This is a genomic window from Citrobacter sp. RHBSTW-00599 (genome assembly GCF_013784065.1).
Classification (GTDB): domain Bacteria; phylum Pseudomonadota; class Gammaproteobacteria; order Enterobacterales; family Enterobacteriaceae; genus Citrobacter; species Citrobacter braakii.
The window spans coordinates 546,842-573,404 of the sequence record NZ_CP056717.1; the positions used below are offsets into that span (position 1 = coordinate 546,842).

A 26,563-nucleotide genomic window follows, 5' to 3' on the forward strand; every position below is an offset into this window, starting at 1 on the left:
CCGTGAAAGCGGAGGGCTTTTAACCCGGCAGGACGCCTTGTTAGCAACCGGGGAACCTGGACGTTCATTCAATCGTTGTCTTCGGGAGTGGGAAATGAAGCCTTTTTTGCGCTGGTGTTTCGTTGCGACAGCACTCACGCTGGCTGGATGCAGTAATTCCGCCTGGCGTAAGAGTGAAGTCCTCGCAGTACCATTGCAACCGACTTTGCAGCAGGAAGTGATTCTGGCACGTATGGAACAAATTCTTGCCAGTCGGGCTTTAACCGATGACGAACGCGCACAGCTTTTATATGAGCGCGGAGTGTTGTATGATAGTCTCGGTCTGAGGGCACTGGCGCGAAATGATTTTTCACAAGCGCTGGCAATCCGACCAGATATGCCTGAAGTATTCAATTACTTAGGTATATATTTAACGCAGGCAGGCAATTTTGATGCTGCCTATGAAGCGTTTGATTCTGTACTTGAGCTTGATCCAACTTACAACTACGCGCACTTAAATCGCGGTATCGCATTGTATTACGGCGGTCGCGACAAGTTAGCGCAAGATGATCTGCTAGCGTTTTATCAAGACGATCCCAATGATCCTTTCCGTAGTCTGTGGCTTTATCTCGCCGAGCAGAAGCTCGATGAGAAGCAGGCTAAAGAAGCGTTAAAGCAACGCTTTGAGAAATCGGATAAAGAGCAATGGGGATGGAACATTGTCGAGTTCTACCTGGGCAACATTAGCGAAGCAACGCTGATGGAACGCCTAAAGGCGGACGCAACGGATAACACCTCGCTCGCTGAGCATCTCAGTGAAACCAACTTCTATTTAGGTAAGTACTACCTAAGTCTGGGGGATTTGGACAACGCTACGGCATTGTTCAAACTGGCGGTGGCTAACAACGTTCATAACTTTGTTGAGCACCGATACGCATTGTTGGAATTATCGCTCCTGGGCCAGGACCAAGATGACCTGGCAGAATCGGACCAGCAATAGCTGACGTACACATCAGCCCGTAATCTTTTTTGATTGCCATCACCTTCACGGGTGAGGGCGTTGTTGTTCGTTAATACACCTACTTTGAGCCGGTTCACACTTTTCAATGAAAATTGCAGATCAATTTCATGATGAGTTATGTAGACTGGCCGCCATTAATTTTGAGGCACACGTACTACATGGCTGAATTCGAAACCACTTTTGCAGATCTGGGCCTGAAGGCTCCTATCCTTGAAGCCCTTACCGATCTGGGTTACGAAAAACCATCTCCAATCCAGGCAGAGTGCATTCCGCATCTGCTGGGCGGCCGCGATGTTCTGGGTATGGCCCAGACGGGTAGCGGCAAAACTGCAGCGTTCTCTTTACCGCTGCTCAACAATCTTGATCCTGAGCTGAAGGCACCTCAGATTCTGGTGCTGGCACCGACCCGCGAACTGGCGGTTCAGGTTGCAGAAGCCATGACGGATTTTTCTAAACACATGCGCGGCGTGAACGTGGTTGCCCTGTACGGCGGCCAACGTTATGACGTGCAATTACGTGCCCTGCGTCAGGGACCACAGATCGTTGTCGGTACGCCGGGCCGTCTGCTGGACCACCTGAAGCGCGGTACTCTGGACCTCTCCAAACTGAGCGGTCTGGTACTGGACGAAGCTGATGAAATGCTGCGTATGGGCTTCATCGAAGACGTTGAAACCATCATGGCGCAGATCCCGGAAGGTCATCAGACCGCTCTGTTCTCCGCGACTATGCCGGAAGCGATTCGTCGTATTACCCGCCGCTTTATGAAAGAGCCGCAGGAAGTACGCATTCAGTCCAGCGTAACTACCCGTCCTGACATCAGCCAGAGCTACTGGACCGTCTGGGGCATGCGTAAAAATGAAGCGCTGGTGCGTTTCCTGGAAGCAGAAGACTTTGATGCGGCGATTATCTTCGTTCGTACCAAAAATGCGACCCTGGAAGTGGCAGAAGCGCTGGAGCGTAGCGGTTATAGCAGCGCTGCACTGAACGGCGACATGAATCAGTCCCTGCGTGAGCAGACTCTGGAGCGTCTGAAAGATGGCCGTCTGGATATTCTGATTGCTACCGACGTTGCGGCCCGTGGCCTGGACGTTGAGCGTATCAGCCTGGTTGTTAACTACGACATCCCGATGGATTCCGAATCTTACGTTCACCGTATCGGCCGTACCGGTCGTGCGGGCCGTGCGGGTCGCGCGCTGCTGTTCGTTGAGAACCGTGAGCGTCGTCTGCTGCGTAACATCGAACGCACCATGAAGCTGACTATTCCGGAAGTAGAACTGCCGAACGCAGACCTGCTGGGCAAACGCCGTCTGGAAAAATTCGCCGCTAAAGTACAGCAGCAGCTGGAAAGCAGCGATCTGGATCAGTACCGTGCTCTGCTGGCGAAAATGCAGCCGGAAGAAGAACTGGATATCGAAACGCTGGCAGCCGCACTGCTGAAAATGGCTCAGGGCGAACGCCCGCTGATCCTGCCGCCAGATGCGCCGATGCGTCCGAAACGCGAATTCCGCGACCGTGACGATCGTGGTCCGCGTGACCGCAACGATCGTGGCCCGCGTGGTGACCGTAATGAGCGTGGTGGTGAAGACCGTCCGCGTCGTGAACGTCGTGACGTTGGCGATATGCAGCTGTACCGCATTGAAGTGGGCCGTGATGACGGTGTTGAAGTCCGTCATATCGTTGGTGCGATTGCTAACGAAGGCGATATCAGCAGCCGTTACATCGGTAACATCAAGCTGTTTGCTTCCCACTCTACCATCGAGCTGCCGAAAGGTATGCCGGGCGACGTGCTGCAGCACTTTACCCGTACTCGCATCCTGAACAAGCCGATGAACATGCAGCTGGTTGGCGATGCAGTTCCGCACACCGGTGGTGAGCGTCGTGGCGGTGGCCGTTTCAGCGGTGAGCGTCGTGAAGGTGGTCGTGGCGAAGGTCGTGGTTTCAGCGGTGAGCGTCGTGAAGGCGGTCGTAGCGAAGGTCGTCGTTTCAGCGGCGAACGTCGTGAAGGCAACCGCGGTCCGCGTCGTGACGATTCTTCTGCTCCGCGTCGTGATGATTCCGCTGGTCGTCGTCGTTTCGGTGGTGATGCGTAATCCATGCGAAATTACGGTTTAATACCGTAAAGTAAAATATACAGCCCCGATCTCAACAATCGGGGCTTTTTTTATTTCATTTGTACTCGTGTACTGGTACAGTGCAGCACATTGAAATGTAGTCACAATATAAATGACTGGAGAGATGGCTAAATGGCAACACTAACCACCACCCAAACGTCACCTTCGCTGCTTGGCGGCGTGGTGATCATCGGCGGCACCATTATTGGCGCAGGGATGTTTTCTCTGCCAGTGGTCATGTCCGGGGCGTGGTTCTTCTGGTCAATGGCGGCGCTGATCTTCACCTGGTTTTGCATGCTGCACTCCGGACTGATGATCCTTGAAGCTAACCTCAATTACCGCATTGGTTCCAGCTTTGACACCATCACGAAAGATCTGCTGGGCAAAGGCTGGAACGTTGTGAACGGCATCTCGATTGCTTTCGTTCTCTATATCCTTACCTATGCGTATATCTCGGCGAGTGGTTCGATCCTGCATCACACCTTCTCGGAGATGTCGCTGAACGTTCCGGCGCGTGCGGCGGGTCTTGGTTTTGCGCTGCTGGTGGCGTTCGTGGTGTGGTTAAGCACCAAAGCGGTTAGCCGCATGACGGCGATTGTGCTGGGCGCGAAGGTGATTACTTTTTTCCTGACCTTCGGCAGTCTGCTGGGGCATGTTACGCCCACGACGCTGTTTAACGTGGCGCAGAGCAACGCTTCGTATACGCCGTACCTGCTGATGACGTTACCGTTCTGCCTGGCCTCATTCGGCTATCACGGCAACGTCCCGAGCCTGATGAAGTATTACGGCAAAGATCCGAAGACCATCGTTAAGTGCCTGGTGTACGGCACGCTGCTGGCGCTGGTGCTGTATACCGTATGGTTGCTGGGGACGATGGGTAACATCCCGCGTCCGGAATTTATCGGTATTGCGCAGCAGGGCGGTAACATTGATGTGCTGGTACAGGCGCTGAGCGGCGTGCTGAACAGCCGCAGTCTGGATCTGCTGCTGGTGGTGTTCTCCAACTTTGCGGTGGCGAGTTCATTCCTCGGGGTCACGCTCGGTCTGTTTGACTATTTGGCGGATCTGTTTGGCTTTGATGACTCGGCAATGGGACGTTTTAAAACGGCATTGCTGACGTTTGTCCCGCCGATTGTCGGTGGCCTGCTGTGGCCGAACGGTTTCCTGTACGCCATTGGCTATGCAGGGCTTGCCGCGACCATCTGGGCCGCCATTGTTCCGGCGCTGCTGGCCCGTAAATCCCGCGAGCGTTTTGGCAGCCCGAAATTCCGTGTCTGGGGCGGCAAGCCGATGATTGCGCTGATCCTGGTATTCGGTATCGGCAACGCGGTTATCCATATTCTGTCGAGCGTGAATTTGTTGCCTGTGTACCAGTAACCTTTTAGTGCCGGATGGCGGTTGCGCCTAATCCGGCCTATACGATCTCGTAGGCCCGGTAAGCCAAATGCCACCGGGCAAAACAACGATTACCCCACCAACTCTTCTTTCACCTGCATCGCCAGGTCAAACGAATGTAGACGTGCCTGATGATCAAAAATCTGGCCGTTAACCATAATTTCATCGGCCTGGGTTTCACGCAAAATGGCGTCGAGACCGTGTCGCACTTTCGCCTTATCACCAACCAGCGACATGCTCAGCGCCTGTTGTACGCCGTACTGCTCAGAAGCGGACCACAGCTGATGCATATTCTCTACCGGTGGCGGTAGCTGGCCGGTTTCGCCACGACGCAGTTTCACAAACGCCTGCTGCATTGAGGTGAAAAGAAATTCGGCATCGCGGTTGCTGTCGGCGGCAATGATGTTGATGCACACCATCGCATACGGCTTTGCCAGACGCGCTGAGGGCTTGAACTGGGTGCGATACAGATGCAGCGCCTGATGCAACATATCCGGAGCAAAGTGCGAGGCGAAGGCAAATGGCAGGCCGAGCTGGGCTGCCAGCTGTGCGCTGTACAGGCTGGAGCCTAATAACCAGACCGGGATCTGCTCGCCGTAGCCGGGAACCGGGCGTACATGAGGATTTGGATCGCGGGCGTCGAACCAGTCCACCAGTTCAGCTACGTCGCGCGGGAAGTTATCGATATCACCACTCATATGGCGGCGCAACGCGCGCATGGTCGGCTGGTCGCTACCCGGCGCGCGGCCAAGCCCGAGATCGATTCGCCCCGGATACAGCGTATTCAGGGTACCGAACTGCTCGGCGATCACCAGCGGCGAATGGTTGGGCAGCATAACGCCGCCAGAACCAAGATGCAGCGTGGTGGTATTGGCAGCCAGATAGCCAATCAGCACAGAGGTCGCAGCGCTGGCGATGCCGGTCATGTTGTGATGTTCTGCCAGCCAGTAGCGGTGGTAGCCGCGCTTTTCGGCCAGTCGAGCGAGATCAAGCGAGTGTGTGAAGGCCTCTTTTGCTGAAGATCCTTCAGGGATCGGTGCCAGATCCAGCACCGAGAACGGAATAGTTTTGTCAGTCATAACGGCTCACTTTGTTACCGGTTAATCTTTTAATACTGCATTAAAGATTAGCGAATGTTGTTAACAAAGTGAGCTATTAATCACGGCTGTAGTTCAAGACCTGCCAGCCGTTTCCAGTAGCCGTTGCAGTCGCTGTGGGCAGCAAGCGGCAATGGGGCAGTGCCATTTTCATTGGCGCGGAAGGCATCAAGCATGGCGAACGTGTCGTTGCCTGAAGGGGACAGACGCACAATATCAACCAGGCCTTGCATGGACGTCAGCTCGTTGCCGAGGTTGTAAACATAGCCGCTCATGGTCTGGATGCCGTTGAGGACAAAGACCTGCTGATTCTCCTGCGACAGCACATCGCGTCCATTCGGGTATTTGATGCAGCAGGTTTCACACTCGTCTTTTGGACGGTCTTCAGAGCGTGCGGTAAAGCAGCGGGCAGAGTACGCCAGCGGCAGATGCCCGTAGCTCAGTACCTCTACTTCAAACTGATTGCGAATACCCAGCTCTTCACACTGGTTAAGCAGATTGACCAGCCAGTCACGGGACAGTTCTACCGGCATACACCAGCGCACCATGCCCTGCCTGAGCAGCAAACGCAGGGTTACCGCGTTGTAGCAGTTGAGCGCATGCCCGGCGACAAACGGCAGCTTACGCTCGGCACACATGTTTACCACGCCGAGATCGCTGGCTTCCAGCAGGAAGTCGCCGTTTTCGACATAGCGCTTCAGCTCTCCCAGCTCAGAGGAGGCCTGCACCAGCGCCAGCGTTGACAGCACCACCTGTTTACCGCTGCCAGCGAGCGATTTCGCCATATCGATCCAATCGCCTACTTTGGTAGCGCGGCGTTTACTGCACACCGCTTCGCCAAGATAGATAACGTCGGCCTGGCTGGTGGCGGCCTGCTGATAAAAATCTTCCAGCGTTTCTTTCGGCCAGTACCACAGCACCGGCCCTAAGGAATATTTCATTGCTTCTCTCACTGCCATTTACGGTGATACGCGCCAAGCGTGGTCTGCGTGCCTTCGGACATTGAACCGAGCGTTTCCATCCACGCGGCCTGTGGGGCGTAGTTTTGCGGGTCGGCCATACAGCGGTCGATCGCCTGGCGCCACACTTTCGCCACCTGGCTGACGTAGGCCGGGCTACGCTGACGCCCTTCGATTTTCACCGAGGCAATATTGGCCGCCAGCAGTTCTGGCAGCAGCTCCAGCGTATTCAGGCTGGTGGGTTCTTCCAGCGCATGATAGCGCTCGCCATCAACCAGATAGCGGCCTTTACACAGCGTCGGATAACCGGCGTTTTCTCCGTCCTGATAACGGTCGATCAGCACTTCATTAAGACGGGATTCCAGCCCTTGTTGGGTCTGCTGCCAGCGAACAAAACGGGCAGGAGAGCAGGCGCCAACCGTATTAGGAGACTCGCCCGTCAGATAGGATGAAAGATAGCAGCGACCTTCCGCCATAATGCACAGACTGCCAAAGGCGAACACTTCCAGGGGAACTGGCGTGACGCGAGCGAGCTGCTTCACCTGGTGAATAGACAGTACGCGCGGCAGTACCACGCGGGCGACATCAAAGTTGCGATGATAGAAATTAATCGCCTCTTCATTGGTTGCAGATGCCTGAACAGAGACATGACGCTCAATATGCGGGTAGCGCTCTGCGGCATACTCAAGCATGGCGAGGTCGGCGAGGATCAGCGCATCCGCACCCAGTTGCGCCGCCATATCTACGGCACGTTGCCAGCGCGCGTAACCATCCGGATGCGCAAAGGTGTTAATCGCGATGTGCAGCTTACGGCGGTGCTGATGGACAAAACTCACCGCTTCCTGCAATTTTTTCTCGGTAAAATTAAGGCCGGCGAAATGACGGGCGTTGGTATCATCTTTCAGCCCGATGTAGACCGCATCAGCGCCGTTCTCGATGGCCGCCTTAAGCGCCGGGAGGTTTCCGGCAGGGCAGAGCAGCTCCATAATTTATCCTGAACGTTGCGCCGTAAAGGGCGCAGAAATGTTAACGAAGAGGGATTTTAGTTAACCTTGCTGAGACAATTTTTGATTTGAGGCAGTTAAAGTCGTATTGGTGATACCAATAAGAGGTAACAATTTCGTAGCGAATTGTTGATTTATGCCGCTATGTCGTTTATTTGATATGGCAAAATAGCAGGATAATTGAAACAGGGAGTAAAGCTCGTGTTGGATAAACTGCGTTCACGCTTAGTACATTTTGGTCCTTCTCTGATGAGTGTACCGGTTAAACTGACGCCCTTTGCGCTGAAGCGCCAGGTTCTGGAGCAGGTCCTGAGCTGGCAGTTTAGTCAGGCGCTGGCCGATGGGGAGCTGGAGTTTCTCGACGGTCGCTGGCTGAGCATTCATGTGCGTGACATTGGCCTTAAATGGTATACCTCTGTTGAGAACGATAAACTTATCGTCAGCCAGAATGCAGAGGCGGATGTGAGTTTTAGCGCGGATGCCAGCGATCTCCTGATGATCGCGGCGCGTAAGCAGGATCCGGATACGCTGTTCTTCCAGCGTCGCCTGGTGATTGAAGGTGATACAGAATTAGGGCTGTATGTAAAAAATCTGATGGACGCCATCGAACTGGATCAGATGCCTAAAGCGTTGCGCGTCATGCTGATGCAGTTGGCGGATTTTGTTGAGGCGGGGATGAAAACGTCGCCAGAAACCAAACAGACTTCGGTAGGTGAGCCATGCTGATTCGAGTTGAAATTCCCATTGATGCCCCAGGTATTGATGCATTGCTGCGTCGTTCATTTGAGAGCGATGCGGAAGCGAAATTAGTGCACGACCTGCGTGAAGACGGTTTCATAACGCTGGGTCTGGTTGCTACCGATGACGAAGGTCAGGTAGTGGGTTACGTCGCGTTCAGCCCTGTCGATGTCCAGGGCGAAGACCTGCAATGGGTCGGCATGGCGCCACTCGCGGTGGATGAAAACTACCGTGGGCAGGGCCTGGCGCGTCAGTTGGTCTATGAAGGACTCGATTCCCTGAACGAGTTTGGTTACGCCGCGGTGGTTACGCTGGGCGATCCGGCGCTGTACAGCCGCTTTGGTTTTGAGCTGGCTGCCCATCATGACCTGCGTTGCCGCTGGCCGGGTACCGAAAGCGCGTTCCAGGTTCATCGCCTGGCGGAAGATGCGCTGGAGGGTGTGACGGGCCTTGTGGAATACCACGACTACTTCAATCGTTTTTAAGCGCCGGGGGTTTGCAGGCTGCTCAGTAGTGCCTCAAGCCCTTCGCCTTCAACAAGGCGCTCTTTCTGCCGCTTTGTAAGCTGTTTGACGCGATATTCTAAGCGCAGGGCCAGCGAACGGTCGCCGACCTGAGCCGCAAATGCCAACGTGAGTTCCCCCTTTCCGCGCAGCGCCTTCGCGCCTTTCCCACTTTGATGCTGCTTATAGCGGCGCTGCACATCGGTGGTTATTCCGGTGTATAAGGCGTTGTCCGCAGTACGGATCAGGTACAGATACCAGGGTGTCATTGTCACCATCGACGTTATAATTTTCAGGCCTACAGTATAAAAGAGAACAGAAATGGAAACACTGACTGCGGTGACCCGCTGGCTGGCAAAGCAGCACGTCGTGACCTGGTGTGTACATCATGACGGTGAATTATGGTGCGCCAATGCGTTTTACCTGTTTGATGCGCAGAAGATGGTGTTCTATGTGCTGACCGAAGAGAAAACGCGCCATGCGCAGATGTCCGGGCCGCGCGCGCCGATTGCCGGCACGGTAAATGGTCAGCCCAAAACGGTCGCCCTGATTCGTGGCGTACAGTTTAAAGGGGAAATCCGGCGTCTTGAAGGGCAGGAGAGTGAAGCCGCGCGTAACGCCTACAACCGCCGTTTCCCGGTCGCCAGAATGCTGCCTGCGCCCGTGTGGGAGATTCGACTGGATGAAGTCAAATTCACGGACAACACGCTGGGTTTTGGTAAAAAAATGCACTGGCAACGTGATCTATAGTTAATAGAGTGATTAAAGAGTCAGGGGAAGATTAGCGATGAGTCAGGTATTAATAACAGGCGCAACGGGGCTAGTAGGCGGAAATTTGCTGCGTATGCTGCTCAATGAACCCCGGGTCAATGCCATCACGGCGCCGACGCGTCGACCGCTGGCTGATACGGCTGGCGTCTATAATCCCTATGATCCGCAGCTAACCGATGCGCTGGCGCAGGTCACCGATCCGGTAGATATTGTCTTTTGTTGTCTGGGAACCACCCGGCGTGAAGCGGGTAGCAAAGAAGCGTTTATCCATGCTGACTATACGCTGGTGGTGGACACGGCCCTGACGGGGCGTCGGTTGGGCGCTCAGCATATGCTGGTGGTCAGTTCGATGGGTGCCAATGCCAATTCACCGTTTTTTTATAACCGGGTGAAAGGGGAAATGGAGCAGGCGCTGATCGCGCAAAATTGGCCGCGGCTGACGATTGTTCGGCCTTCAATGTTACTCGGAGAGCGGGATAAACAGCGGGCGAATGAGAGGTTTTTAGCGCCGTTATTTCGGCTGCTACCGGGGAACTGGAAGTCGATTGAGGCGCGTGATGTAGCCCGGGCTATGCTGGCGGAGGCACTGGCACCTGGACATGAAGGCGTTTCGATCCTGACCTCTTCCGAACTGCGCGAAAGAGCCAAATAAAATGCCGGAGAGGACGCTCTGGCGTCGCCATCCGGCATTTGTAGCTTGTCTTACTTAATAAACGTAAAAGCCGTCGTGACGCGTTTCACGCCGCTTACCCGGCTGGCGATGTCTGCCGCAGCCTTCGCTTCACGTTCAGTTACCAGACCCAACAGGAACACTTCCCCGTTTTCGGTGGTGACTTTCACGTTAGAGGATTTCACCTGATCGCTGGTCAGCAACTGGGAACGTACTTTAGTGGTTATCCAGGTATCGTTAGACGCATCGCCCAGGCCGATTGGCTGACCCTGACGGATCTCGTTAAAGACCTCAGTGGTACCTTCTACGCCCATCGCAATCTGTTTTGCTCGCGCAGACAGTTCGCTATTTGGCGACTGACCGACCAGCAGCACTTTACCCTGATACGCGCTCACGTTGATACGCGCCTCTTTCTTGATCTGGGCATCTTTCGACAACGCGGTATTGACGCGTAATTCCAGGGTTCCGTCATCTACCTGGGTGCCTACACTGCGAGGATCCGTCGCGGCTTTGGTGCCGACAGCAGCAGTTCCGACAACGGCGGCAGCGACACAGCCTTGCAGTAGCAGGGCAGCGATAATCACAGCAAGCGGCGAAAATGCCTTCATGTGTACTCCTTAATCATCCTGGTGAGGGAAAAGCGTGTTATCGATGAGATCGCAAAGGCAGTTGACCGTCAGCATATGCATTTCCTGAACGCGGGCGCTGTGGTGTGAAGGGATACGGATTTCAACATCCTGCGGCCCCAGTAACCCGGCCAGCTCCCCTCCGTCATACCCGGTCAGTGCGACAATTGTCATGTCGCGTGTCACGGCGGCTTCAACGGCTTTTACGATATCGCGGCTATTACCACGCGTAGAGATTGCCAGCAGAACATCACCTGCATGTCCCAGCGCACGGACTTGTTTTGCATAAACTTCGTCGTGCAGGCGATCGTTGGCAATCGCAGTTAAGACCACATTATCAGTATTTAGTGCAATCGCAGGTAAACTTGGGCGCTCTGTTTCAAAACGATTGATCATGCTGGCAGCAAAATGCTGTGCGTTGGCAGCGGACGTCCCATTACCACAACAGAGAATTTTGTTGCCATTGAGCAGGGACTGAACCAGCGTCATGGCTGCACGGGAGATCGCATCCGGAAGTGCTTCAGCCGCAGCTATCTGAGTTTGAATGCTTTCTGTAAAGCAGACTTTAATTCTATCTAACACGCTAATCCTTAAGAACCAGGCTCTGAATCTTCAACTATGAGCGGTCGTTGAACGCGTCCTTAAACCACTCAACATCATTTCCGGTGAAGGCTAACACATCGAACCGGCAATCCACAGTATCAAAACTTCCATTGTGGCGCGCAAGCCACAAGCGGGCAGTCTGTAATAATTTGTGTTGTTTGCTCCGGGTCACACTCGCCGCTGCACCGCCAAACTGGGCTGAGCGCCGATAGCGAACCTCAACAAATACGGTGGTGTTGCCTTCACGCATTATCAGGTCGATTTCGCCGCCACGCTCATGCACGTTGGCGGCGATAAAATGCAGTCCCTTGCTCTGCAGCCAGTCACGCGCGGTGGATTCCCACGCGTCACCGGTCTGTTTACTCGTTAACTGGCGGGGACGACTTGTCCTTGCTGGTATTTGAGCCATGATAACTTCCTGTTAATCACACAATCCTGCGTTGCGGTTAAGGCTCCGGTGTTGCCGTTAATTTCGAAACCCTGCACCTGACGCATTTGCGAGAAGTGGTTGGCAAGCGACCAGGCATCGACGCCCATCGCGTACATACGTGCCAGCGAGTAGTCGTTACGAACCGCGCCCAGCGCCTGCTGCATGAGAGGTGCGTTAGCGCCTGCCAGCATCGGAATTTCGCTGTACTGCAAGCCTTCCATCTCCAGACGGAAATCCGGGCCGGCAGTTCCCTGTGCGCTACGGGAGCTGGCGTACAGCGTGGCACCGCTCTGGCTACCGTTGCGCATGGCGATCATCGGCTTTATAAATGCAATTTCTTCCGGCGTTGCCAGAATATATACGGCATCAACACGACCGCTGCCGCCGGTGATTTGCGCATCGGTAGGTGCTGCCGGAATGGTCAGACCGCCAATCGTCACGCCAGGCTGCGCGGGTACAGAAGAGGCCACCGGGCTGCCCGTCAGGGAAATCCCCGAGCCGCCGTTGACGCCCATTTTCAGCTCAGCGGTGGAGCCGAACTTCTGCTGCAGCACCACGCCGCCACCCAGTTTTTGCCACTCCTGTGCAAAGGCGTTGGCAACGCGATCGCCTAACGAACTCCGCGGGATCAACAACAGCGGCGTCTGTTTTCCTTGATCGCGAATGTGGCGTGCTGCGTCGCGCGCTTCATCTTCTGGCGACAGAGCGAAGTAGCAGACGTTCGGCAGGTTTTTCACCGACTCCGGCTGATTAAGCGCCAGGACGTTTAATGGCGTGTTGCTTTTCATCAGCTCTTCAACATTGTTCTTCAACAGTGGGCCAACCACGATGCTGGCGCCATCCTGCTGAACCTGAGTCAGGATCTGATTCAGCGGTTGTGATGACGTGTCGTAGATTTTCAGCTCCGCGGACGGATTCGCTGGTGCGCTGGCGGTTGTTGGCTGCGCAGGCGCTGTTGGTTGTGGGGCTGTAGCTTCTGGCTGTGCTGGCGTCTCGTTGGTCAGATCGCTTACTGACGCCTGAGCCGGGCTGGCAACACCGTCAGTCGTTTGCGGCTGTTCCGTAGTCGTCGCGGCCGCTGTATCCGCAGCAGGCGCGGCAACAGCAGGGGCCGCTACGGGCTGAGTACCCATATTTTTCGCAGCTTCAAAGCCTTGCTGAATAGTACGGCCAAACACCGCAGCCTGACCGTTCAGCGGCAACAGCAGGGCAATTTTGCTGGTGGAAGCGGGTTTAAAGCTCTGCACGTTAACCAACTGCGTTGGCAACAGTTTTGCCCCCGGGTTTTGTGGATAACGTTTCTGCCAGTCAGCAATACCGGCTTTCATCATGTCTGGATCGTTACGGTTATCGAACCAGACGCGCTGGAGATCCAACCAGCCTTGCAGCACGTTTTCATCCGCATTGATGACCAGCGTCTGCGCTTGCTCCTGGGTCATGGATGACAGCGCCTGCCAGGTGGCATCCATGTTTTTCTGCTTAGCGTTCGCGGCCAGCAGCGGTTCCTGGGCGATCAGGGCGCGCAGTAAAGTCAGCGATGGACGACCCTGGTTGACGTCGATTTGCGCCTGCCAGTATCTCGCCTGCTGGTTTTGATCAAAATCGGCGGGGGTTAGCTTATCCAGCAGGGCCTGTGCGCCAGCGACATCTTTCTGCGCGAGCTTAATTTCGACAGCCAGCAGTGACTGCTCACGACGCTGGGTATCGCTTAGCTTCTGTGGTAGCTGGTTGAACAGCTCGAAAGCCTGCTGGCTCTTGCCTTCTTTCAGCAGTGCACGAATGGCGAGTAATTGCCAGTTGGTCTTGCTATCATCTGAGCTTTGCTGCATTTGTTGCAGATAAAAGCCGGAATCAGCCTGCGCAGTGCCCTGCATATGGGCTGCACTCTGGTCTGGCGCCTGGGTGCCACAGCCTGCGAAAATCAGTGCAGCCAGAATGACTGGTAGCGCGCGTGCGGCTTTCAAACGAGAAAATGTTGAGGGTACCATACTGTATCCAGTGATATTTTTTTACTCAATGCTCAATATTAAATCGGCAATACGGACGACACAATGAAACAACACGAATCGGCGGATAATTCTCAAGGCCAACTCTTTATTGTACCTACTCCTATAGGAAATTTGGCTGATATTACCCAACGAGCGCTCGAAGTTTTACAAGCCGTTGATTTGATTGCCGCTGAAGACACTCGTCATACAGGACTCTTGTTACAACACTTCGCGATTAACGCGCGTTTGTTCGCTTTACATGATCACAACGAGCAGCAAAAGGCCGAAACGCTGGTGGCGAAGCTTAAAGAAGGGCAAAACATTGCGCTGGTTTCTGATGCCGGAACGCCGCTGATTAACGATCCTGGTTACCATCTGGTACGGACCTGTCGCGAAGCAGGGATCCGCGTTGTTCCCCTGCCAGGCCCTTGCGCGGCGATTGCTGCCCTGAGCGCTGCAGGTCTGCCTTCAGACCGCTTTTGCTATGAAGGTTTTCTGCCTGCCAAATCGAAAGGGCGTCGTGATGCGATGAAAGCCATTGAGGCTGAACCGCGTACGCTTATTTTTTATGAATCCACCCACCGTTTGCTGGATAGCCTGGAAGACATGGTTGCCGTCTGGGGCGAATCCCGCTACGTGGTGTTGGCGCGTGAGTTGACCAAAACCTGGGAAACCATTCACGGTGCGCCGGTCGGCGAACTGCTGGCGTGGGTCAAGGAAGATGAAAACCGTCGTAAAGGCGAAATGGTGCTGATTGTCGAAGGACACAAAGCGCAAGAAGACGACCTTCCGGCTGATGCGCTGCGTACGTTGGCCTTATTGCAGGCAGAGCTGCCGCTGAAAAAGGCCGCCGCACTGGCCGCTGAGATCCACGGTGTGAAGAAGAATGCGCTGTATAAGTACGCGCTGGAACAGCAGGGGGAGTAACAGTGAGCACCTACCAACCACCTTTCGTCATCACTCCATTGATCCTCAATCAAGTCATTGAAATTGGGGAGTTGATGGGGAATTGGGCGGCGATGGCTGGTAGGGCATCTCCTCTTTTGCGCAAAGAGAATCGTATTCGCACTATTCAGGCCTCTTTAGCGATTGAGCATAATTCGTTGACTACGGAACAAGTCACCGCTCTGATGGAGGGGAAACGTATTCTGGCTCCGGCTAAAGATATACAGGAAGTCAGAAATGCGATTCTGGCCTATGAAAAAATGTCAGAGTGGAAAAGTGAAAGACTCTCCGATCTTTTACAGGCACATCAAATCCTGATGATGGGGCTTGTCGATAACCCGGGTCAATTGCGATCCGGCAATGTCGGTGTTTACAGGGAGAAACAGCTTATCCATATGGCCCCACCGGCGTCACAAGTTCTTCGATTGATGAATGACCTACTGGGCTGGTTAAAAACGACAGAGCTCCACCCACTGATTGCTGGTGCTATTTTCCATTATGAATTTGAATTCATTCATCCTTTTGCCGACGGCAATGGACGGATGGGCCGGTTGTGGCAGACATTAATCCTCCGTGAGTGGCGATCGGAATTGGCGTGGTTACCAGTAGAGACACTGATCCACTACCAACAGGATCGCTACTACCAGGTGTTAGGGCAGTGCGATCGGCAAAGTAGCTGCACGCCATTTATAGAATTTATCCTTGAAAACATCATCTCTGCTTTGCAAGAGGGATTGGGGAAATCATCAGCCCTGTCGGAAGAAATGTCGGAAGAAATGTCGGAAGAAATGTCGGAAGAAATGTCGGAAGAAATGTCGGAAGAAATGTCGGAAGAAATGTCGGAAGAAATGTCGCCTGATTTACTGGATATTGAAAAACGCATACTACAAATCTTGTCGAATCAGCCAGGCAGATCCGCCAAAAGTATCGCTGATGAGTGTGAAATCTCAGCCCGAACTGTAGAACGCTATCTGAAAGCGTTGCAGCTAAAAGGCAAACTGCAACGCGTTGGCGCGACGAAAGGGGGGCTATGGAGGGTAATTTAAACGACCAGCAGTTCAACCCCTGTTTTGGCCAGCGCTGATTTATCCTGTTTGCTGATACTGTCGTCGGTTATTACGCAGTTAATCTTCTCCATTGGAAGTACCTGATTAAAACCTCGTCGGTTAAATTTTGTTGCATCCAGTACGGCAATAACCTTATGTGCCGCAGCAGCCATCACGCTACTAATCGAATAGCCTTCGTTGAATGTCGTTATACCATTAGTGGCATCAATCCCGTCGGCGCCAACGAACATCAGGTCTGCGCTTATCCCTTGAAGGGAACGTTCAGCGATAGTGCCATGCATTGAATGAGTTTTGTGACGCACCGTGCCGCCGCAGACGACCAGCGTAATGTCTTTGTTTTCCGATAACGTAAACGCAGCGGGCAGGCTATTGGTAATAACTGTGATATTACTTTTTCGGTTTAGCGCCTCAGCGATCAGTAAGGTCGTGCTTCCGCTATCCAGAATCACGGTCATTCCTTCCTCGACCATTGCCGTTGCAGCCTGAGCGATCCGCTTTTTGGGATCGCTGGCAAGCTGATACCGGTCTTCTAATAATACTTCCTGATTGTCACCTTCAGCCAGATGGCTTCCTGGTTTTGCCGCACCGCCATGAAAACGGGTGACCAGACCCTTCTCTTCTAATAACCGCAGGTCGGCGCGAATGGTTACTTCAGAAATACCAAAGGTATTCGAAAGATCCATTACCAGTACGCTACCTTGCGTATTAATCAGGTCGACAATTTTATTCCTTCTCTCAAATGAGTTCATATTGATTTGCCTGATAATTTGACTGCCACTAGTTTAATCGAAGGATTGCGAAAGGTGAACGCTAAATTTCGAAAGTAAATGTGAGCCAGCGCAGGTTGCTGGCTCGTTGGGTCAGGAGAGTTTGAGCAGAATTTTCCCCTGCATCGGCGCGCCATTGAGTGACTTGACTGCGCTGGCAAAGCTGTCGGCATCGCCACTGTGGGCAATTAACGGCTCAAGCTGTAAGCGTTTCTCCGTGAGTAAACGGGCAGCGGTTTCCCACTCTTCTCCAGGCCATGGGCTGGAATAGTTCATCCAACTGCCAAGGATGGTTAACTCTTTACGCAATATTTGCCCAAAAACACCTGAAGCTAGCGCCAGATCGTGATGCAGCGTACCGACTAATGCCAGTTGAGCGCGAGGTCCGGCAATTTCGATCGACAGAGTAACAGTTTGTGGGGTTCCCGCAGTCTCCAGGATGAGTTGGTCAAATTGAATGTTCTCCAGACCAGAGTGGATCTCGGTCGCACTCATCTCCCGACTGTTAAACACATAGGTTGCCCCCAGTTCTTTTGCTAACGCCAGCTTCTGCGGGTTGATATCAATCGCCGTGATGCTTTTTGCGCCGAGTTCGCGAGCACATTGCATTGCCAGTAAACCGATAGTACCTGCACCAACGATGATCACGTTTTTGCCTTCGCATCCCTGAGCGAGGTGAAAAGCATGCAGGCCAACGGTAATGGGCTCAATGAATGCGCCATCATCAATCGGCATTTCTGAAGGCAGGCGGAACAGGTTGGCGCGTTTTACCACCACATATTCTGCATTGCCGCCTTCGCTGCGCGATCCGACAAACTGATATTGCTTACACAATGAGAAATATCCACGCTCGCACTGAGGACAGTGGAAGCAGGGGAGCAGCGGTACGCAGGCAACGGTATCTCCGGGTTGTAGATCGGTTACGCCCGCGCCGTAAGACTCAACATAGCCACTGAACTCATGCCCAAGTGTGATTGGATAATAGTGAGCGCCATGATTGAAGACTCGGGGAATATCTGAGCCGCAAAGCCCTGAACTGACCACCTTGACCAGTACATCTTCATCAGTTTGCAGTTGTGGTATGGGACGTTCTTCAACGCGTACGTCGCCCTCAGCGTGAATAACCACTGATTTCATAAGTGTCTCCAGAAAAGTGAAGGGGAGCAAATGCTCCCCAGAAATTAAGATGCGGTCTGGCTTTCTGTTATGGCTGCCGCTTTTTCAGCCGCCACGAAATTACGCGCCCGACGCCAGGTCAGCAGTACACCCAACAGGTAAATAGCACCGATAATGATGAAACCCACCACGTTCTGCCAGGTGAAGAGCTGGATTAGCAGCCAGGTGATTGGGGAACCGCCCTGGTCCATTGAAGCCACCATGCCACCGGCTTTCAATGCGCCCGCATTGGCGGCTAGCTGGGTATGTAAACCAATGGTTTGCGTGGCTATCCACAGGGTGATACCCATGATGATGACGCCGGAGATCAGCGTGCGGAAAAGGTTTCCCTGATGAACGGCTACCGCCATGGCGACAAAGAAACCAATGGTCGCGAGATCGCCGAATGGCAGAACCTGGTTTCCTGGTACCAGAACGGCAATCAGAATGGTCAGCGGGATAAAGATAAGACTGGCGGAAACCACTGACGTATGGCCGAGCAGTAGCGCAGGATCCAGGCCAATCAAGAACTCCTGGCCACCAAATTTTGCCTGCAGGCGCTTGCGAGCATGCTTTGCAATGGGAGTGAGTCCATCCATAATCGGTTTAATGACGCGCGGCATGAGCAACATAACGGCAGCTGTTTTAACCGCCAGTTGGAGCACAGCTTTAACGTCATACCCTGCCAGCATGCCGATCACTAACCCCATCACAAAACCGACGGTGACGGGTTCTCCGAAGGGGCCGAAGCGTTTTTGTACATCATCCGCACTGAAATGAATCCGGTTCAGACCTGGGATTTTTTCAATGATCGTATCAACCAGGACCGCTATCGGGCCCAGATATGCCGAGGAACCATGTGGAATGGCGATGCCTTCCAGGCCAAAAAAGTCGCGCGTGTCTTTGGCAAACCAGTCGCCCAGTTTGTAGACGAAGGCGGCATGAACAACCACACCGAGGATGCCCAACCAGTATGAACCGGTCGCCAGATGCAACATGGCGCCGGTAAACGTCATATGCCAGATATTCCAGATGTCGACATTCACCACACGGGTCATGCGGGTAACCAGCATCAGGATATTCACCCCAATGGCGACAGGAATCGCAATTAACGCAATTTGCGAAGCCCAGGTCATCGGTGATGAACCAGGCCAGCCGACATCGATGACGTGCAGGTTAATTTGAAACTGTTCTGCCATTGCTTTTGCGGCAGGTCCAATAGAGTCCAGCATCAGGCCGATTACCAGGCCGATGCCGACAAACCCAATCCCGATATGCAGACCAGATTTGAAACAATCCCCGAGCTTCATTCCCAGCAATTTTGAGAAGATGATGATCACTAACGGCAGCATAACCGTTGGACCTAAATCGAGGATATAACGCATTATTTCGCTAAACATGGCGTTACCCCACGAGGATGGTCAGGATTTTTTGCTGCAATGCTTCGATACCCACGCCTGAGACAAAAGGCATGCCGTGAACCACCGGGATATCGCCAAATGTACGGTCAACGCGAGCCGTGGTACAAATGAGGTCTGCGCCGTCCATATAGGTTTCGATTTCTGTTACACGACACTGAACCAGGTCGAGTTGTATATTGTTGGCTTCACAGAGTTCTTTAATTTCTTCCGCAGCCATTGTTGAAGTTGCTACAGCACCGCCACAGGCCACAATTACTTTACGTTTCATAGGGTATTCCTTTTATTATCAGTTTTTTATCAAATCTGGGCACAGAGCTCAGACTCAAGGATTTTTTCCCGAAAGAGCATTGCCAGTTCTGCATCGGGCGCATTCAGTAATGCTTCAATGGTGTTCGGGTTTTGTAGCTCACTAAACAGACGACGCAGGAGCTTCAGTTGTGCCGTCGGGTTCTCAACGATTAAGGCGATAATTAAAGAGACGGCGATCTCTTCATCATCATCCGCTTGTTGAAAGTTGACCGGTGTATCCGGGCGAATCAGATAGATAGCAGGAGATTTAGCATGGACAGCTTCACAATGTGGAATCGCAACGGCATGACGTTCCAGCGCTATTCCAGTTGGAAAGGTTGCTTCACGCTCAATCAGGGCCTGCGGGTAACTTTCGTGCACGACCCCTTTGGCCAGCATCTCCTCCCCAATATGTGTCAGCGCATGCTGACACGAGCTAAAGTTAATTCCTGTTCGGACAAAAAGTTGGCTCATATATTCTCCTGATTTCAGGCAAGTGCTGGTGCGCAACCAAAGCGATAGGCGCGCAGAACGTCCTGAATTTTGTCGATAATCAGATTGTGTGGCGTCGCGGTTAACGTTCCTTCAGACAGACGCTCAAATTGCACGGGCATAAACTGGCTAATTAGCCCCAGTGGTAAAGCGACGTCATTAAGATTGGTTATTAATTTCTCTACGCTTTGACGAATGCGGGGATGCGGCCAGTAGTAACGAATACGGTCGGAGAGACTGAAGTGAATATCAACCATCGCCTGACTCCAGGTTGGGCGATAGTATTTTTTCCAGTAGTCCGGTTCATTCAACATAACTTCGTCAATCACTTCCAATACCCGGCTTCTTTGCTCCGGAGATACCAGTTCATTTTCCATTTGCGCAAGGGCAAAAATAGCTTCACGCAGAGCGAAGGTGAGTGCTGGACCCACTTTCAAAATCGCATAGTGATCGCGTACCAGCGCACGGTATGCCTGGCGGGTTTGATAATCTGTGGAATGCGCTTCGTAGACCATTGGGGTCTCTTTGATCCAGGCGGAAAGCGCTTTTGCAGCTTGTGGCTGATAGTGAATAATTTGAGTGTGATCGAATTCGACGCCGGGCTGGACCACAATGGCGATTACGCGCGTTAACGCTTCTTCAAGCCCTAATGCACTGAAGGCAACCTGATGGGTTTCCAGTGTCCGGGCGGCATCTTCTTCACGTGTGACATGAACGCTACCGATGGTGGTGGCTTCTCCACCAGGTACGGGAACTTCAGTGCCAATCACGTAAGTCAGTTGGCGTTTCTGTTCTTCGGTTGCTGTTGATTCTGCTGCCTGGCAAAGTATGGCTGCTCGCTGAGCAACAACCATCGGGTCTAGCGGTGTCGGATCGTCAGCGCAGGACATTGAAGCATCAAGATGGATTTTGCTGAATCCTGCGGCGACGTAAGCTTTAATCAAGGCTACGGATTTCTCCATCGCTTCTGCCGCTACTTCATTTTGCCAGCAGTTAGGGCCGAGGTGATCGCCCCCCAGGATCAGTCTTTCTCGAGGGAAGCCAATTTCTTGTGCGATGCCATAGACAAAATCACGGAAATCGGCGGGTTTCATCCCGGTATAGCCACCAAACTGATTAACCTGATTAGACGTTGCTTCGATCAGAACTTTACTGTCCGTATTGAGATCAAAGCGTAATGCGGATTCAATGACCAACGGATGTGCTGAACAAACAGAACAAATACCTAAATGTTCACCTGCTTTATGACGAGAGATTATTTCTTTCACTTCTATCTCCGATATCTTTTGTTTATCTTCATAATATTTTTGGATTGAAGGCAAAGGGTAAAAGCAGCTTTCGTGATCCAGCTTTAAAACAGACCTTTGCCAGAATTCATACAATTCATATTAATCAGTTACTTATAGTTTTCCTTCGCAACCGCAGTCGGCAATGACTTTACGTACCACTTCTTTCATGGCGGCTTTTGCTGGCATCATGTAATGCCGTGGGTCATTCGCATTGGTATTTGTACTCAGATAGGTTTTGAGTGCGCCAGAAAAGGCGATTTTGAGTTCGGTAGCGACGTTGACTTTGCAGATCCCTAAAGAGATGGCACGCTTAATATCATGTGCTGGCAGGCCGGATGCGCCATGTAGAACCAGTGGAATATCAACGGACTGACGAATTTCTGTTAGCCGTTCAAAATCCAGTTTAGGTTCAGTGCTATACAGTCCATGAGCTGTGCCAATCGCGACCGCCAGTGAGTCGATACCGGTTTTTTCCACGAACTCCCGAGCCTGTTCTGGGTGGGTATAAAGCGCATCTTTTCCGTCCACGATTAGGTCATCTTCTTGTCCACCCAACCGTCCGAGCTCAGCTTCAACGCTAACGTCATAGCGGTGGCAGTAATCCGTTACGTGTTTAACTAACGCAATGTTGTCGACAAACGGCAGATGGGAACCATCGATCATGACGGAGCGAATACCTGTAGCGACTTTCTCTTCAATATCGGTGGCGCTTTCATGGTGATCGAGATGGATGGCGAGAGGATGGTTCCAGCATCTTGCCAGTTCACTGGCGATTGCAACGATATTACCGACACCGGCATAGCTAAAAGTGCCAGGCGTGCCGGCGACGATCAACGGAGAGCGTAGTTCGGCTGCTGTTTCCACGACAACCTGTAAGGTCTCCAGGTTGTGAATGTTAAACGCCGGTACGGCATAGCCTTCTCGCTGTGCCTTCTTCAGCATCATTTTGCTTGAGATGATAAACATACTTCCTCCGAAGTCTTTCGATTGCTTTCTTCGAAATAAAGTATAGGGTTTCGTAACGTTTTTTTGTGATTTCGATCTGATAAATGAAAGTTTCGAAAGAAAAGGGAGGATTGCGAAAGTATATGGCAAAAAAAAAAGCATGCCCGAAGGCATGCTCATGAAGAAAAAACGTGGATAATCAGGTCACTGGCGCCGGGTTAAACACCGCCAGCTGGTTATGCAGTCCCCATTGATCCGAGAAGGTTTTCTTACGCCCGCTGGCGACGTCGAGAATAAACTCGAACAGTTTCAGACCCACGTCTTCAATGGTTTCTTCCCCGGTGGCGATGGTGCCTGCATTGATGTCCATCAGGTCAAACCAACGGTTGGCCAGCTCGGTACGGGTCGCCATTTTTATCACCGGCACGGCCATCAGGCCGTACGGCGTACCGCGACCGGTGGTGAACACCTGCACGGTGATCCCGGAAGCGACCTGCTGCGTACCGCAGACAAAATCACTGGCGGGTGTAGCCGCGTAAATCAGGCCACGTTTGGTTGGGCGTTGACCCGGCGACAAGACTTCGACAATCGCGCTCTTGCCAGACTTGGCAATAGAACCCAGCGCTTTTTCCACCACGTTTGCCAGACCGCCTTTCTTGTTGCCTGGAGAAGGGTTGGCGCTGCGATCCGTTTTGCCCATATCAAGGTAGTTATCGTACCAGGCCATCTCTTCAAGCAGGCGTTTACCTACTTCTTCGTTAATCGCACGTGGGGTCAGAAGATGGATGGCATCGCGCACTTCGGTAACCTCAGAGAACATTACAGTGGCGCCGCAGCGTACTAACAGGTCGGAGGCATAACCGACCGCCGGGTTGGCCGTCACGCCGGAAAACGCATCGCTGCCGCCGCACTGCATGCCGACCACCAGTTCTGACGCCGGGCAGGTTTCACGCTGGCGTTGATTGAGTTTTGCCAGATGGCGTTCGGCCACCTGCAAAATATCGGCAACCATCGATTGAAAGCCAACGTGTTTTTCATCCTGCAGGCTGACGATGCTGGCGCTGTCGACCGGAATACTTTTCACATCGTGCGTGCCTTCCAGCAGGCGCTCTGGCTGCAGTTTTTCGCAGCCGAGGCCAATGACCATCACTTCACCACCAAAGTTCGGGTTTAGCGCAATATTGTGAATGGTACGAATCGGCACGATGGCGGCTGGGGCATTAATCGCCACGCCGCAGCCGTACAGGTGATTGAGTCCGACCACGCCGTCAACGTTCGGGTATTTGGGCAGCAGATCGCGCTCAATGATTTTCACCACATAATCCACCACGCCCGCCACGCAGTGCACGCTGGTGGAAATACCGAGCAGATTCTTGGTGCCGACACTACCGTCCGCATTGCGATAACCTTCGAAGGTGTAACCCTCAAGAGGCGGCAGCGGCTCTGGCACTTTGGTTGCCAGCGGCAGCGTCTCCAGCGGCGGGGCCTTGGGTAGCTCAACCATTGATTCATCAATCCAACTGCCGCGTGGGATATCGCGAACGGCATAGCCTATCACTTCGCCATAACGCACGATTTCGCCGCGAACAGGAATATCCAAGAGCGCCACTTTATGTCCCTGGGGAATATGTTCAATGAGTTCCAGTCCGTCTGGAAAACGCGTCCCAGCTTTCAGACCATTGTCATTGACAATTATCGCCACATTATCTGTTTCGTGAACTTTAATATAAAACGCCGTTGGCGATTCTTGTCTGATTTCGATGTCGGCCATTGTCCAGTATTCTCCAACAAGGTGGTGATAATAGTGTGGATATTTATATTTTGAATCTAATTATAAGTAATAAAGATTCGGTATCGTGAAATAAGAATGTCAGGAGTTTATCGCCAAGAATGTGATGATGATCACTTAAACTCAGCAAGGCCGCCCCACCAGGGGTAGCAATACGTAAATGTGTGCATTAGCGCCCATGTATGTGTGCATATGCCCAAAACATTATTTTAATAACGCATGTTTAATGAGCGCTTGCACAATGATTAACGTGGCGCTGCTGATTATACTAAATCACGGTTTCATAGCGTCTGATAAATTATTATGCATTCTTATTATCAGTAATTTATCACCAGGAATATCTACCCAATAATAATAAAAATTTAATGTACCCGAGGTAATTAGAATGATTCTGGATACAGTTGTCGAGAAAAAGAAAGGCACGCACACCCGTTACTTAATATTGCTGATAATATTTATCGTTACAGCCGTTAACTATGCGGACCGTGCAACGCTGTCAATTGCCGGCACGGAAGTGGCGAAAGAGTTACAGCTCAGTGCCATCTCAATGGGGTACATTTTCTCCGCTTTCGGCTGGGCTTACCTGTTAATGCAAATCCCCGGCGGCTGGCTGCTGGATAAGTTCGGTTCAAAGAAAGTCTACACCTACAGCCTGTTCTTCTGGTCGCTGTTTACCTTCCTGCAGGGCTTTGTCGACGTGTTCCCGCTGGCCTGGGCGGGTATTTCAATGTTCATCATGCGCTTTATGCTGGGCTTCTCGGAAGCGCCGTCCTTCCCGGCGAATGCCCGTATCGTGGCGGCCTGGTTCCCGACGAAAGAGCGCGGTACGGCGTCCGCAATTTTTAACTCCGCACAGTATTTCTCTCTGGCGCTGTTTTCGCCGCTGCTGGGCTGGCTGACCTTCGCCTGGGGCTGGGAACACGTCTTTACCGTGATGGGCGTGATTGGTTTTGTGCTCACCGGACTGTGGGTAAAGTTTATTCATAACCCAACCGATCACCCGCGTATGTCGCAAGAAGAGCTGAAGTTTATCTCTGAAAACGGCGCGGTCGTGGATATGGACCATAAAAAGCCGGGTGATGTGAAGTCAGGCGGTCCTAAACTGCATTATATCAAGCAGTTGCTCACTAACCGTATGATGCTCGGCGTGTTCTTCGGACAGTATTTTATCAACACAATTACCTGGTTTTTCCTCACCTGGTTCCCGATTTACCTGGTACAGGAAAAAGGCATGTCGATCCTGAAAGTGGGCCTGGTGGCTTCGATTCCTGCGCTGTGCGGATTTGCCGGTGGCGTACTCGGCGGCGTGTTCTCTGATTATCTGATTAAACGTGGCTTCAGCATCACTCTGGCACGTAAGCTGCCGATTGTGCTCGGAATGCTGCTCGCCTCGACCATTATTCTGTGTAACTACACCGATAACACCACCCTGGTGGTGGCGCTGATGGCGCTGGCGTTCTTCGGTAAAGGCTTCGGGGCGCTGGGGTGGCCGGTGATTTCCGATACTGCGCCGAAAGAGATTGTCGGTCTGTGCGGTGGGGTATTTAACGTATTTGGCAATGTGGCTTCCATCGTCACCCCGCTGGTGATTGGGTATCTGGTGAGCGAGCTGCACTCATTTAATGCTGCGCTGATGTTTGTAGGGTGCTCGGCGCTGATGGCAATGGTTTGCTACCTGTTTATTGTCGGTGACATTAAACGTATGGAATTGCAGAAATAAACAAAGGTGTAAGCGATGAATAACACGATTTTTCCGAATAAGTTTAAAGCGGCTCTCGCGGCGCAACAGATTCAGATTGGCTGCTGGTCTGCATTAGCCAGCCCAATCAGTACCGAAGTTTTAGGCCTGGCGGGTTTTGACTGGCTGGTGCTGGACGGCGAACACGCGCCGAACGACATATCGACGTTTATCCCGCAATTGATGGCGCTGAAAGGCAGCGCCAGCGCGCCGGTAGTGCGCGTACCGACCAACGAGCCGGTAATTATCAAACGCCTGCTGGATATCGGATTTTACAACTTCCTGATCCCGTTCGTGGAGACGGAAGAAGAGGCGGTGAACGCCGTGGCGTCGACCCGCTATCCGCCGGAAGGTATTCGCGGCGTGTCCGTATCCCATCGCGCCAATATGTTTGGCACCGTACCGGACTATTTTGCGCAGTCGAATAAGAACATCACCATCATCGTGCAGATCGAAAGTCAGCAGGGCGTTGATAACGTTGACGCAATCTCGGCGACAGAAGGCGTCGACGGGGTCTTCGTCGGCCCAAGCGATCTGGCTGCGGCGTTAGGCCACCTCGGCAATGCGTCACACCCTGATGTGCAGAAAGCTATTCAGCATATTTTTGCCCGCGCGAAAGCACACGGCAAACCAAGCGGCATTCTGGCCCCGGTAGAGGCGGATGCGCGTCGTTATCTGGAGTGGGGCGCGACGTTTGTTGCCGTTGGCAGCGATCTTGGCGTGTTCCGTTCAGCCACGCAAAAATTGGCTGATTCTTTTAAGAAATAACCCC

Annotated in this window: 27 protein-coding genes and 1 pseudogene; 12 read left to right on the forward strand and 16 right to left on the reverse strand. The window is 52.7% G+C overall.

The genetic code is table 11. The annotated features are described in order from the left end of the window. Positions 1–94: 94 nt before the first annotated feature. The 4 genes from nlpI (at position 95) to mtr (ending at position 4,488) form a co-directional block, all read left to right on the forward strand. Entirely contained in the window at positions 95–979 is an 885-nt protein-coding gene (gene nlpI, locus HV243_RS02660; RefSeq protein WP_003024982.1) for a lipoprotein NlpI, read from the forward strand. Between the two features lie 106 nt (positions 980–1,085). Then, positions 1,086–1,166, forward strand: a complete 81-nt coding sequence (gene yrbN / locus HV243_RS02665; protein WP_010723222.1) for a protein YrbN — start codon at positions 1,086–1,088, stop codon at positions 1,164–1,166. Beyond that, positions 1,159–3,090: a DEAD/DEAH family ATP-dependent RNA helicase gene (locus HV243_RS02670; RefSeq protein WP_047413955.1), complete on the forward strand. Its 1,932-nt coding sequence runs from the start codon at positions 1,159–1,161 to the stop codon at positions 3,088–3,090. Before yrbN ends, HV243_RS02670 begins: the two co-directional genes overlap by 8 nt. Positions 3,091–3,243: 153 nt before the next feature. After that, positions 3,244–4,488 (forward strand): tryptophan permease, encoded by a 1,245-nt coding sequence (gene mtr / locus HV243_RS02675; RefSeq protein ID WP_016154664.1) that lies wholly within the window; start codon positions 3,244–3,246, stop codon positions 4,486–4,488. Positions 4,489–4,577: 89 nt separating this feature from the next. Here mtr and HV243_RS02680 read toward each other — a convergent pair whose 3' ends face one another. The 3 genes from HV243_RS02680 to HV243_RS02690 form a co-directional block, all read right to left on the reverse strand. Further along, positions 4,578–5,585: an LLM class flavin-dependent oxidoreductase gene (locus HV243_RS02680; RefSeq protein ID WP_016154663.1), complete on the reverse strand. Its 1,008-nt coding sequence runs from the start codon at positions 5,583–5,585 to the stop codon at positions 4,578–4,580. 80 nt (positions 5,586–5,665) lie between these two features. Then, the gene (locus HV243_RS02685; RefSeq protein ID WP_049270845.1) at positions 5,666–6,544 is read right to left on the reverse strand and encodes a U32 family peptidase; all 879 of its coding nucleotides are present in this window, start codon (positions 6,542–6,544) and stop codon (positions 5,666–5,668) included. A gap of 8 nt (positions 6,545–6,552) precedes the next feature. Next, on the reverse strand, positions 6,553–7,548 hold the full coding sequence (locus HV243_RS02690) for a peptidase U32 family protein (RefSeq protein ID WP_016154661.1): 996 nt from the start codon (positions 7,546–7,548) through the stop codon (positions 6,553–6,555). A gap of 219 nt (positions 7,549–7,767) precedes the next feature. Between HV243_RS02690 and HV243_RS02695 the strand changes: the two genes are divergently transcribed. Then, positions 7,768–8,292 carry an SCP2 domain-containing protein gene (locus HV243_RS02695; protein WP_016154660.1) on the forward strand — a complete coding sequence of 175 codons (525 nt, stop codon included), beginning with the start codon at positions 7,768–7,770 and terminating at the stop codon, positions 8,290–8,292. After that, positions 8,286–8,789: an N-acetyltransferase gene (locus HV243_RS02700; RefSeq protein ID WP_016154659.1), complete on the forward strand. Its 504-nt coding sequence runs from the start codon at positions 8,286–8,288 to the stop codon at positions 8,787–8,789. The genes HV243_RS02695 and HV243_RS02700 overlap by 7 nt, the downstream gene beginning before the upstream one ends. Here the strand turns inward: HV243_RS02700 and HV243_RS02705 are convergent. Then, positions 8,776–9,085: pseudogene (locus HV243_RS02705) on the reverse strand (GIY-YIG nuclease family protein). The gene HV243_RS02700 and the pseudogene HV243_RS02705 sit on opposite strands and share 14 nt — an antisense overlap. A 43-nt stretch (positions 9,086–9,128) precedes the next feature. Here HV243_RS02705 and HV243_RS02710 point away from each other — a divergent pair. Continuing rightward, positions 9,129–9,557 carry a YhbP family protein gene (locus tag HV243_RS02710; protein WP_016157562.1) on the forward strand — a complete coding sequence of 143 codons (429 nt, stop codon included), beginning with the start codon at positions 9,129–9,131 and terminating at the stop codon, positions 9,555–9,557. Positions 9,558–9,594: 37 nt separating this feature from the next. Beyond that, a complete protein-coding gene (locus tag HV243_RS02715; protein ID WP_016154656.1) occupies positions 9,595–10,230 on the forward strand; it encodes an NAD(P)H-binding protein in 636 nt (211 codons plus the stop codon). Between the two features lie 50 nt (positions 10,231–10,280). Here HV243_RS02715 and dolP read toward each other — a convergent pair whose 3' ends face one another. The 4 genes from dolP to HV243_RS02735 are packed head-to-tail and all read right to left on the reverse strand — an operon-like array spanning position 10,281 to position 13,895. Continuing rightward, entirely contained in the window at positions 10,281–10,856 is a 576-nt protein-coding gene (dolP, locus tag HV243_RS02720; RefSeq protein WP_003024954.1) for a division/outer membrane stress-associated lipid-binding lipoprotein, read from the reverse strand. Positions 10,857–10,865: 9 nt separating this feature from the next. Further along, the gene (gene diaA / locus HV243_RS02725) at positions 10,866–11,456 is read right to left on the reverse strand and encodes a DnaA initiator-associating protein DiaA (protein WP_003024948.1); all 591 of its coding nucleotides are present in this window, start codon (positions 11,454–11,456) and stop codon (positions 10,866–10,868) included. Positions 11,457–11,490: 34 nt separating this feature from the next. Beyond that, on the reverse strand, positions 11,491–11,886 hold the full coding sequence (locus HV243_RS02730) for a YraN family protein (protein ID WP_019077774.1): 396 nt from the start codon (positions 11,884–11,886) through the stop codon (positions 11,491–11,493). Then, positions 11,844–13,895, reverse strand: coding sequence for a penicillin-binding protein activator (locus tag HV243_RS02735; RefSeq protein WP_047358516.1), 2,052 nt, complete (start codon positions 13,893–13,895; stop codon positions 11,844–11,846). Before HV243_RS02735 ends, HV243_RS02730 begins: the two co-directional genes overlap by 43 nt. A 63-nt stretch (positions 13,896–13,958) precedes the next feature. On the opposite strand from HV243_RS02735, the gene rsmI reads away from it, so the two are divergent. After that, on the forward strand, positions 13,959–14,822 hold the full coding sequence (rsmI, locus tag HV243_RS02740; RefSeq protein ID WP_016154652.1) for a 16S rRNA (cytidine(1402)-2'-O)-methyltransferase: 864 nt from the start codon (positions 13,959–13,961) through the stop codon (positions 14,820–14,822). A gap of 2 nt (positions 14,823–14,824) precedes the next feature. Then, entirely contained in the window at positions 14,825–15,886 is a 1,062-nt protein-coding gene (locus tag HV243_RS02745) for a Fic family protein (protein WP_181603928.1), read from the forward strand. On the opposite strand, the gene HV243_RS02750 is transcribed toward HV243_RS02745, so the two are convergent. From HV243_RS02750 to garD, 8 genes are all read right to left on the reverse strand, one after another. Beyond that, positions 15,883–16,656, reverse strand: coding sequence for a DeoR/GlpR family DNA-binding transcription regulator (locus tag HV243_RS02750; protein WP_003828620.1), 774 nt, complete (start codon positions 16,654–16,656; stop codon positions 15,883–15,885). The genes HV243_RS02745 and HV243_RS02750 overlap by 4 nt on opposite strands. A gap of 111 nt (positions 16,657–16,767) precedes the next feature. Further along, a complete protein-coding gene (gene gatD, locus HV243_RS02755) occupies positions 16,768–17,811 on the reverse strand; it encodes a galactitol-1-phosphate 5-dehydrogenase (protein ID WP_053390164.1) in 1,044 nt (347 codons plus the stop codon). 44 nt (positions 17,812–17,855) lie between these two features. Continuing rightward, positions 17,856–19,229: a PTS galactitol transporter subunit IIC gene (locus HV243_RS02760; RefSeq protein WP_016154648.1), complete on the reverse strand. Its 1,374-nt coding sequence runs from the start codon at positions 19,227–19,229 to the stop codon at positions 17,856–17,858. 4 nt (positions 19,230–19,233) lie between these two features. After that, on the reverse strand, positions 19,234–19,518 hold the full coding sequence (gatB, locus tag HV243_RS02765) for a PTS galactitol transporter subunit IIB (RefSeq protein WP_003828616.1): 285 nt from the start codon (positions 19,516–19,518) through the stop codon (positions 19,234–19,236). A 29-nt stretch (positions 19,519–19,547) separates the two neighbouring features. Then, positions 19,548–20,012, reverse strand: a complete 465-nt coding sequence (gene gatA, locus HV243_RS02770) for a PTS galactitol transporter subunit IIA (protein ID WP_019077770.1) — start codon at positions 20,010–20,012, stop codon at positions 19,548–19,550. 14 nt (positions 20,013–20,026) lie between these two features. Beyond that, positions 20,027–21,298 carry a tagatose-bisphosphate aldolase subunit GatZ gene (gene gatZ / locus HV243_RS02775; RefSeq protein ID WP_016154646.1) on the reverse strand — a complete coding sequence of 424 codons (1,272 nt, stop codon included), beginning with the start codon at positions 21,296–21,298 and terminating at the stop codon, positions 20,027–20,029. 132 nt (positions 21,299–21,430) lie between these two features. Next, positions 21,431–22,285 carry a tagatose bisphosphate family class II aldolase gene (locus HV243_RS02780; RefSeq protein ID WP_047358513.1) on the reverse strand — a complete coding sequence of 285 codons (855 nt, stop codon included), beginning with the start codon at positions 22,283–22,285 and terminating at the stop codon, positions 21,431–21,433. A gap of 178 nt (positions 22,286–22,463) precedes the next feature. After that, positions 22,464–24,035, reverse strand: coding sequence for a galactarate dehydratase (garD, locus tag HV243_RS02785; protein WP_016154637.1), 1,572 nt, complete (start codon positions 24,033–24,035; stop codon positions 22,464–22,466). Positions 24,036–24,438: 403 nt separating this feature from the next. Here garD and garP point away from each other — a divergent pair, with 403 nt between their 5' ends. Further along, a complete protein-coding gene (gene garP / locus HV243_RS02790) occupies positions 24,439–25,773 on the forward strand; it encodes a galactarate/glucarate/glycerate transporter GarP (protein ID WP_053389272.1) in 1,335 nt (444 codons plus the stop codon). Positions 25,774–25,788: 15 nt separating this feature from the next. Then, positions 25,789–26,559 (forward strand): 2-dehydro-3-deoxyglucarate aldolase, encoded by a 771-nt coding sequence (gene garL / locus HV243_RS02795; RefSeq protein WP_053389273.1) that lies wholly within the window; start codon positions 25,789–25,791, stop codon positions 26,557–26,559. Positions 26,560–26,563 lie beyond the last annotated feature (4 nt).

Bases quoted from the DNA above. Each gene is read 5' to 3' on its own strand.
- gatB (WP_003828616.1), bottom strand. From the start codon at position 19,518: ATGAAACGTAAAGTAATTGTGGCCTGTGGCGGTGCTGTAGCAACTTCA.
- garD (WP_016154637.1), bottom strand. From the start codon at position 24,035: ATGGCCGACATCGAAATCAGACAAGAATCGCCAACGGCGTTTTATATT.
- dolP (WP_003024954.1), bottom strand. From the start codon at position 10,856: ATGAAGGCATTTTCGCCGCTTGCTGTGATTATCGCTGCCCTGCTACTG.
- HV243_RS02710 (WP_016157562.1), top strand. From the start codon at position 9,129: ATGGAAACACTGACTGCGGTGACCCGCTGGCTGGCAAAGCAGCACGTC.
- garL (WP_053389273.1), top strand. From the start codon at position 25,789: ATGAATAACACGATTTTTCCGAATAAGTTTAAAGCGGCTCTCGCGGCG.
- gatA (WP_019077770.1), bottom strand. From the start codon at position 20,012: ATGAGCCAACTTTTTGTCCGAACAGGAATTAACTTTAGCTCGTGTCAG.
- HV243_RS02700 (WP_016154659.1), top strand. From the start codon at position 8,286: ATGCTGATTCGAGTTGAAATTCCCATTGATGCCCCAGGTATTGATGCA.
- HV243_RS02735 (WP_047358516.1), bottom strand. From the start codon at position 13,895: ATGGTACCCTCAACATTTTCTCGTTTGAAAGCCGCACGCGCGCTACCA.
- HV243_RS02715 (WP_016154656.1), top strand. From the start codon at position 9,595: ATGAGTCAGGTATTAATAACAGGCGCAACGGGGCTAGTAGGCGGAAAT.
- HV243_RS02760 (WP_016154648.1), bottom strand. From the start codon at position 19,229: ATGTTTAGCGAAATAATGCGTTATATCCTCGATTTAGGTCCAACGGTT.
- rsmI (WP_016154652.1), top strand. From the start codon at position 13,959: ATGAAACAACACGAATCGGCGGATAATTCTCAAGGCCAACTCTTTATT.
- HV243_RS02670 (WP_047413955.1), top strand. From the start codon at position 1,159: ATGGCTGAATTCGAAACCACTTTTGCAGATCTGGGCCTGAAGGCTCCT.
- HV243_RS02730 (WP_019077774.1), bottom strand. From the start codon at position 11,886: ATGGCTCAAATACCAGCAAGGACAAGTCGTCCCCGCCAGTTAACGAGT.
- gatD (WP_053390164.1), bottom strand. From the start codon at position 17,811: ATGAAATCAGTGGTTATTCACGCTGAGGGCGACGTACGCGTTGAAGAA.
- HV243_RS02685 (WP_049270845.1), bottom strand. From the start codon at position 6,544: ATGAAATATTCCTTAGGGCCGGTGCTGTGGTACTGGCCGAAAGAAACG.
- garP (WP_053389272.1), top strand. From the start codon at position 24,439: ATGATTCTGGATACAGTTGTCGAGAAAAAGAAAGGCACGCACACCCGT.
- HV243_RS02780 (WP_047358513.1), bottom strand. From the start codon at position 22,285: ATGTTTATCATCTCAAGCAAAATGATGCTGAAGAAGGCACAGCGAGAA.
- mtr (WP_016154664.1), top strand. From the start codon at position 3,244: ATGGCAACACTAACCACCACCCAAACGTCACCTTCGCTGCTTGGCGGC.
- nlpI (WP_003024982.1), top strand. From the start codon at position 95: ATGAAGCCTTTTTTGCGCTGGTGTTTCGTTGCGACAGCACTCACGCTG.
- yrbN (WP_010723222.1), top strand. From the start codon at position 1,086: ATGAAAATTGCAGATCAATTTCATGATGAGTTATGTAGACTGGCCGCC.
- HV243_RS02750 (WP_003828620.1), bottom strand. From the start codon at position 16,656: ATGAACTCATTTGAGAGAAGGAATAAAATTGTCGACCTGATTAATACG.
- HV243_RS02690 (WP_016154661.1), bottom strand. From the start codon at position 7,548: ATGGAGCTGCTCTGCCCTGCCGGAAACCTCCCGGCGCTTAAGGCGGCC.
- HV243_RS02680 (WP_016154663.1), bottom strand. From the start codon at position 5,585: ATGACTGACAAAACTATTCCGTTCTCGGTGCTGGATCTGGCACCGATC.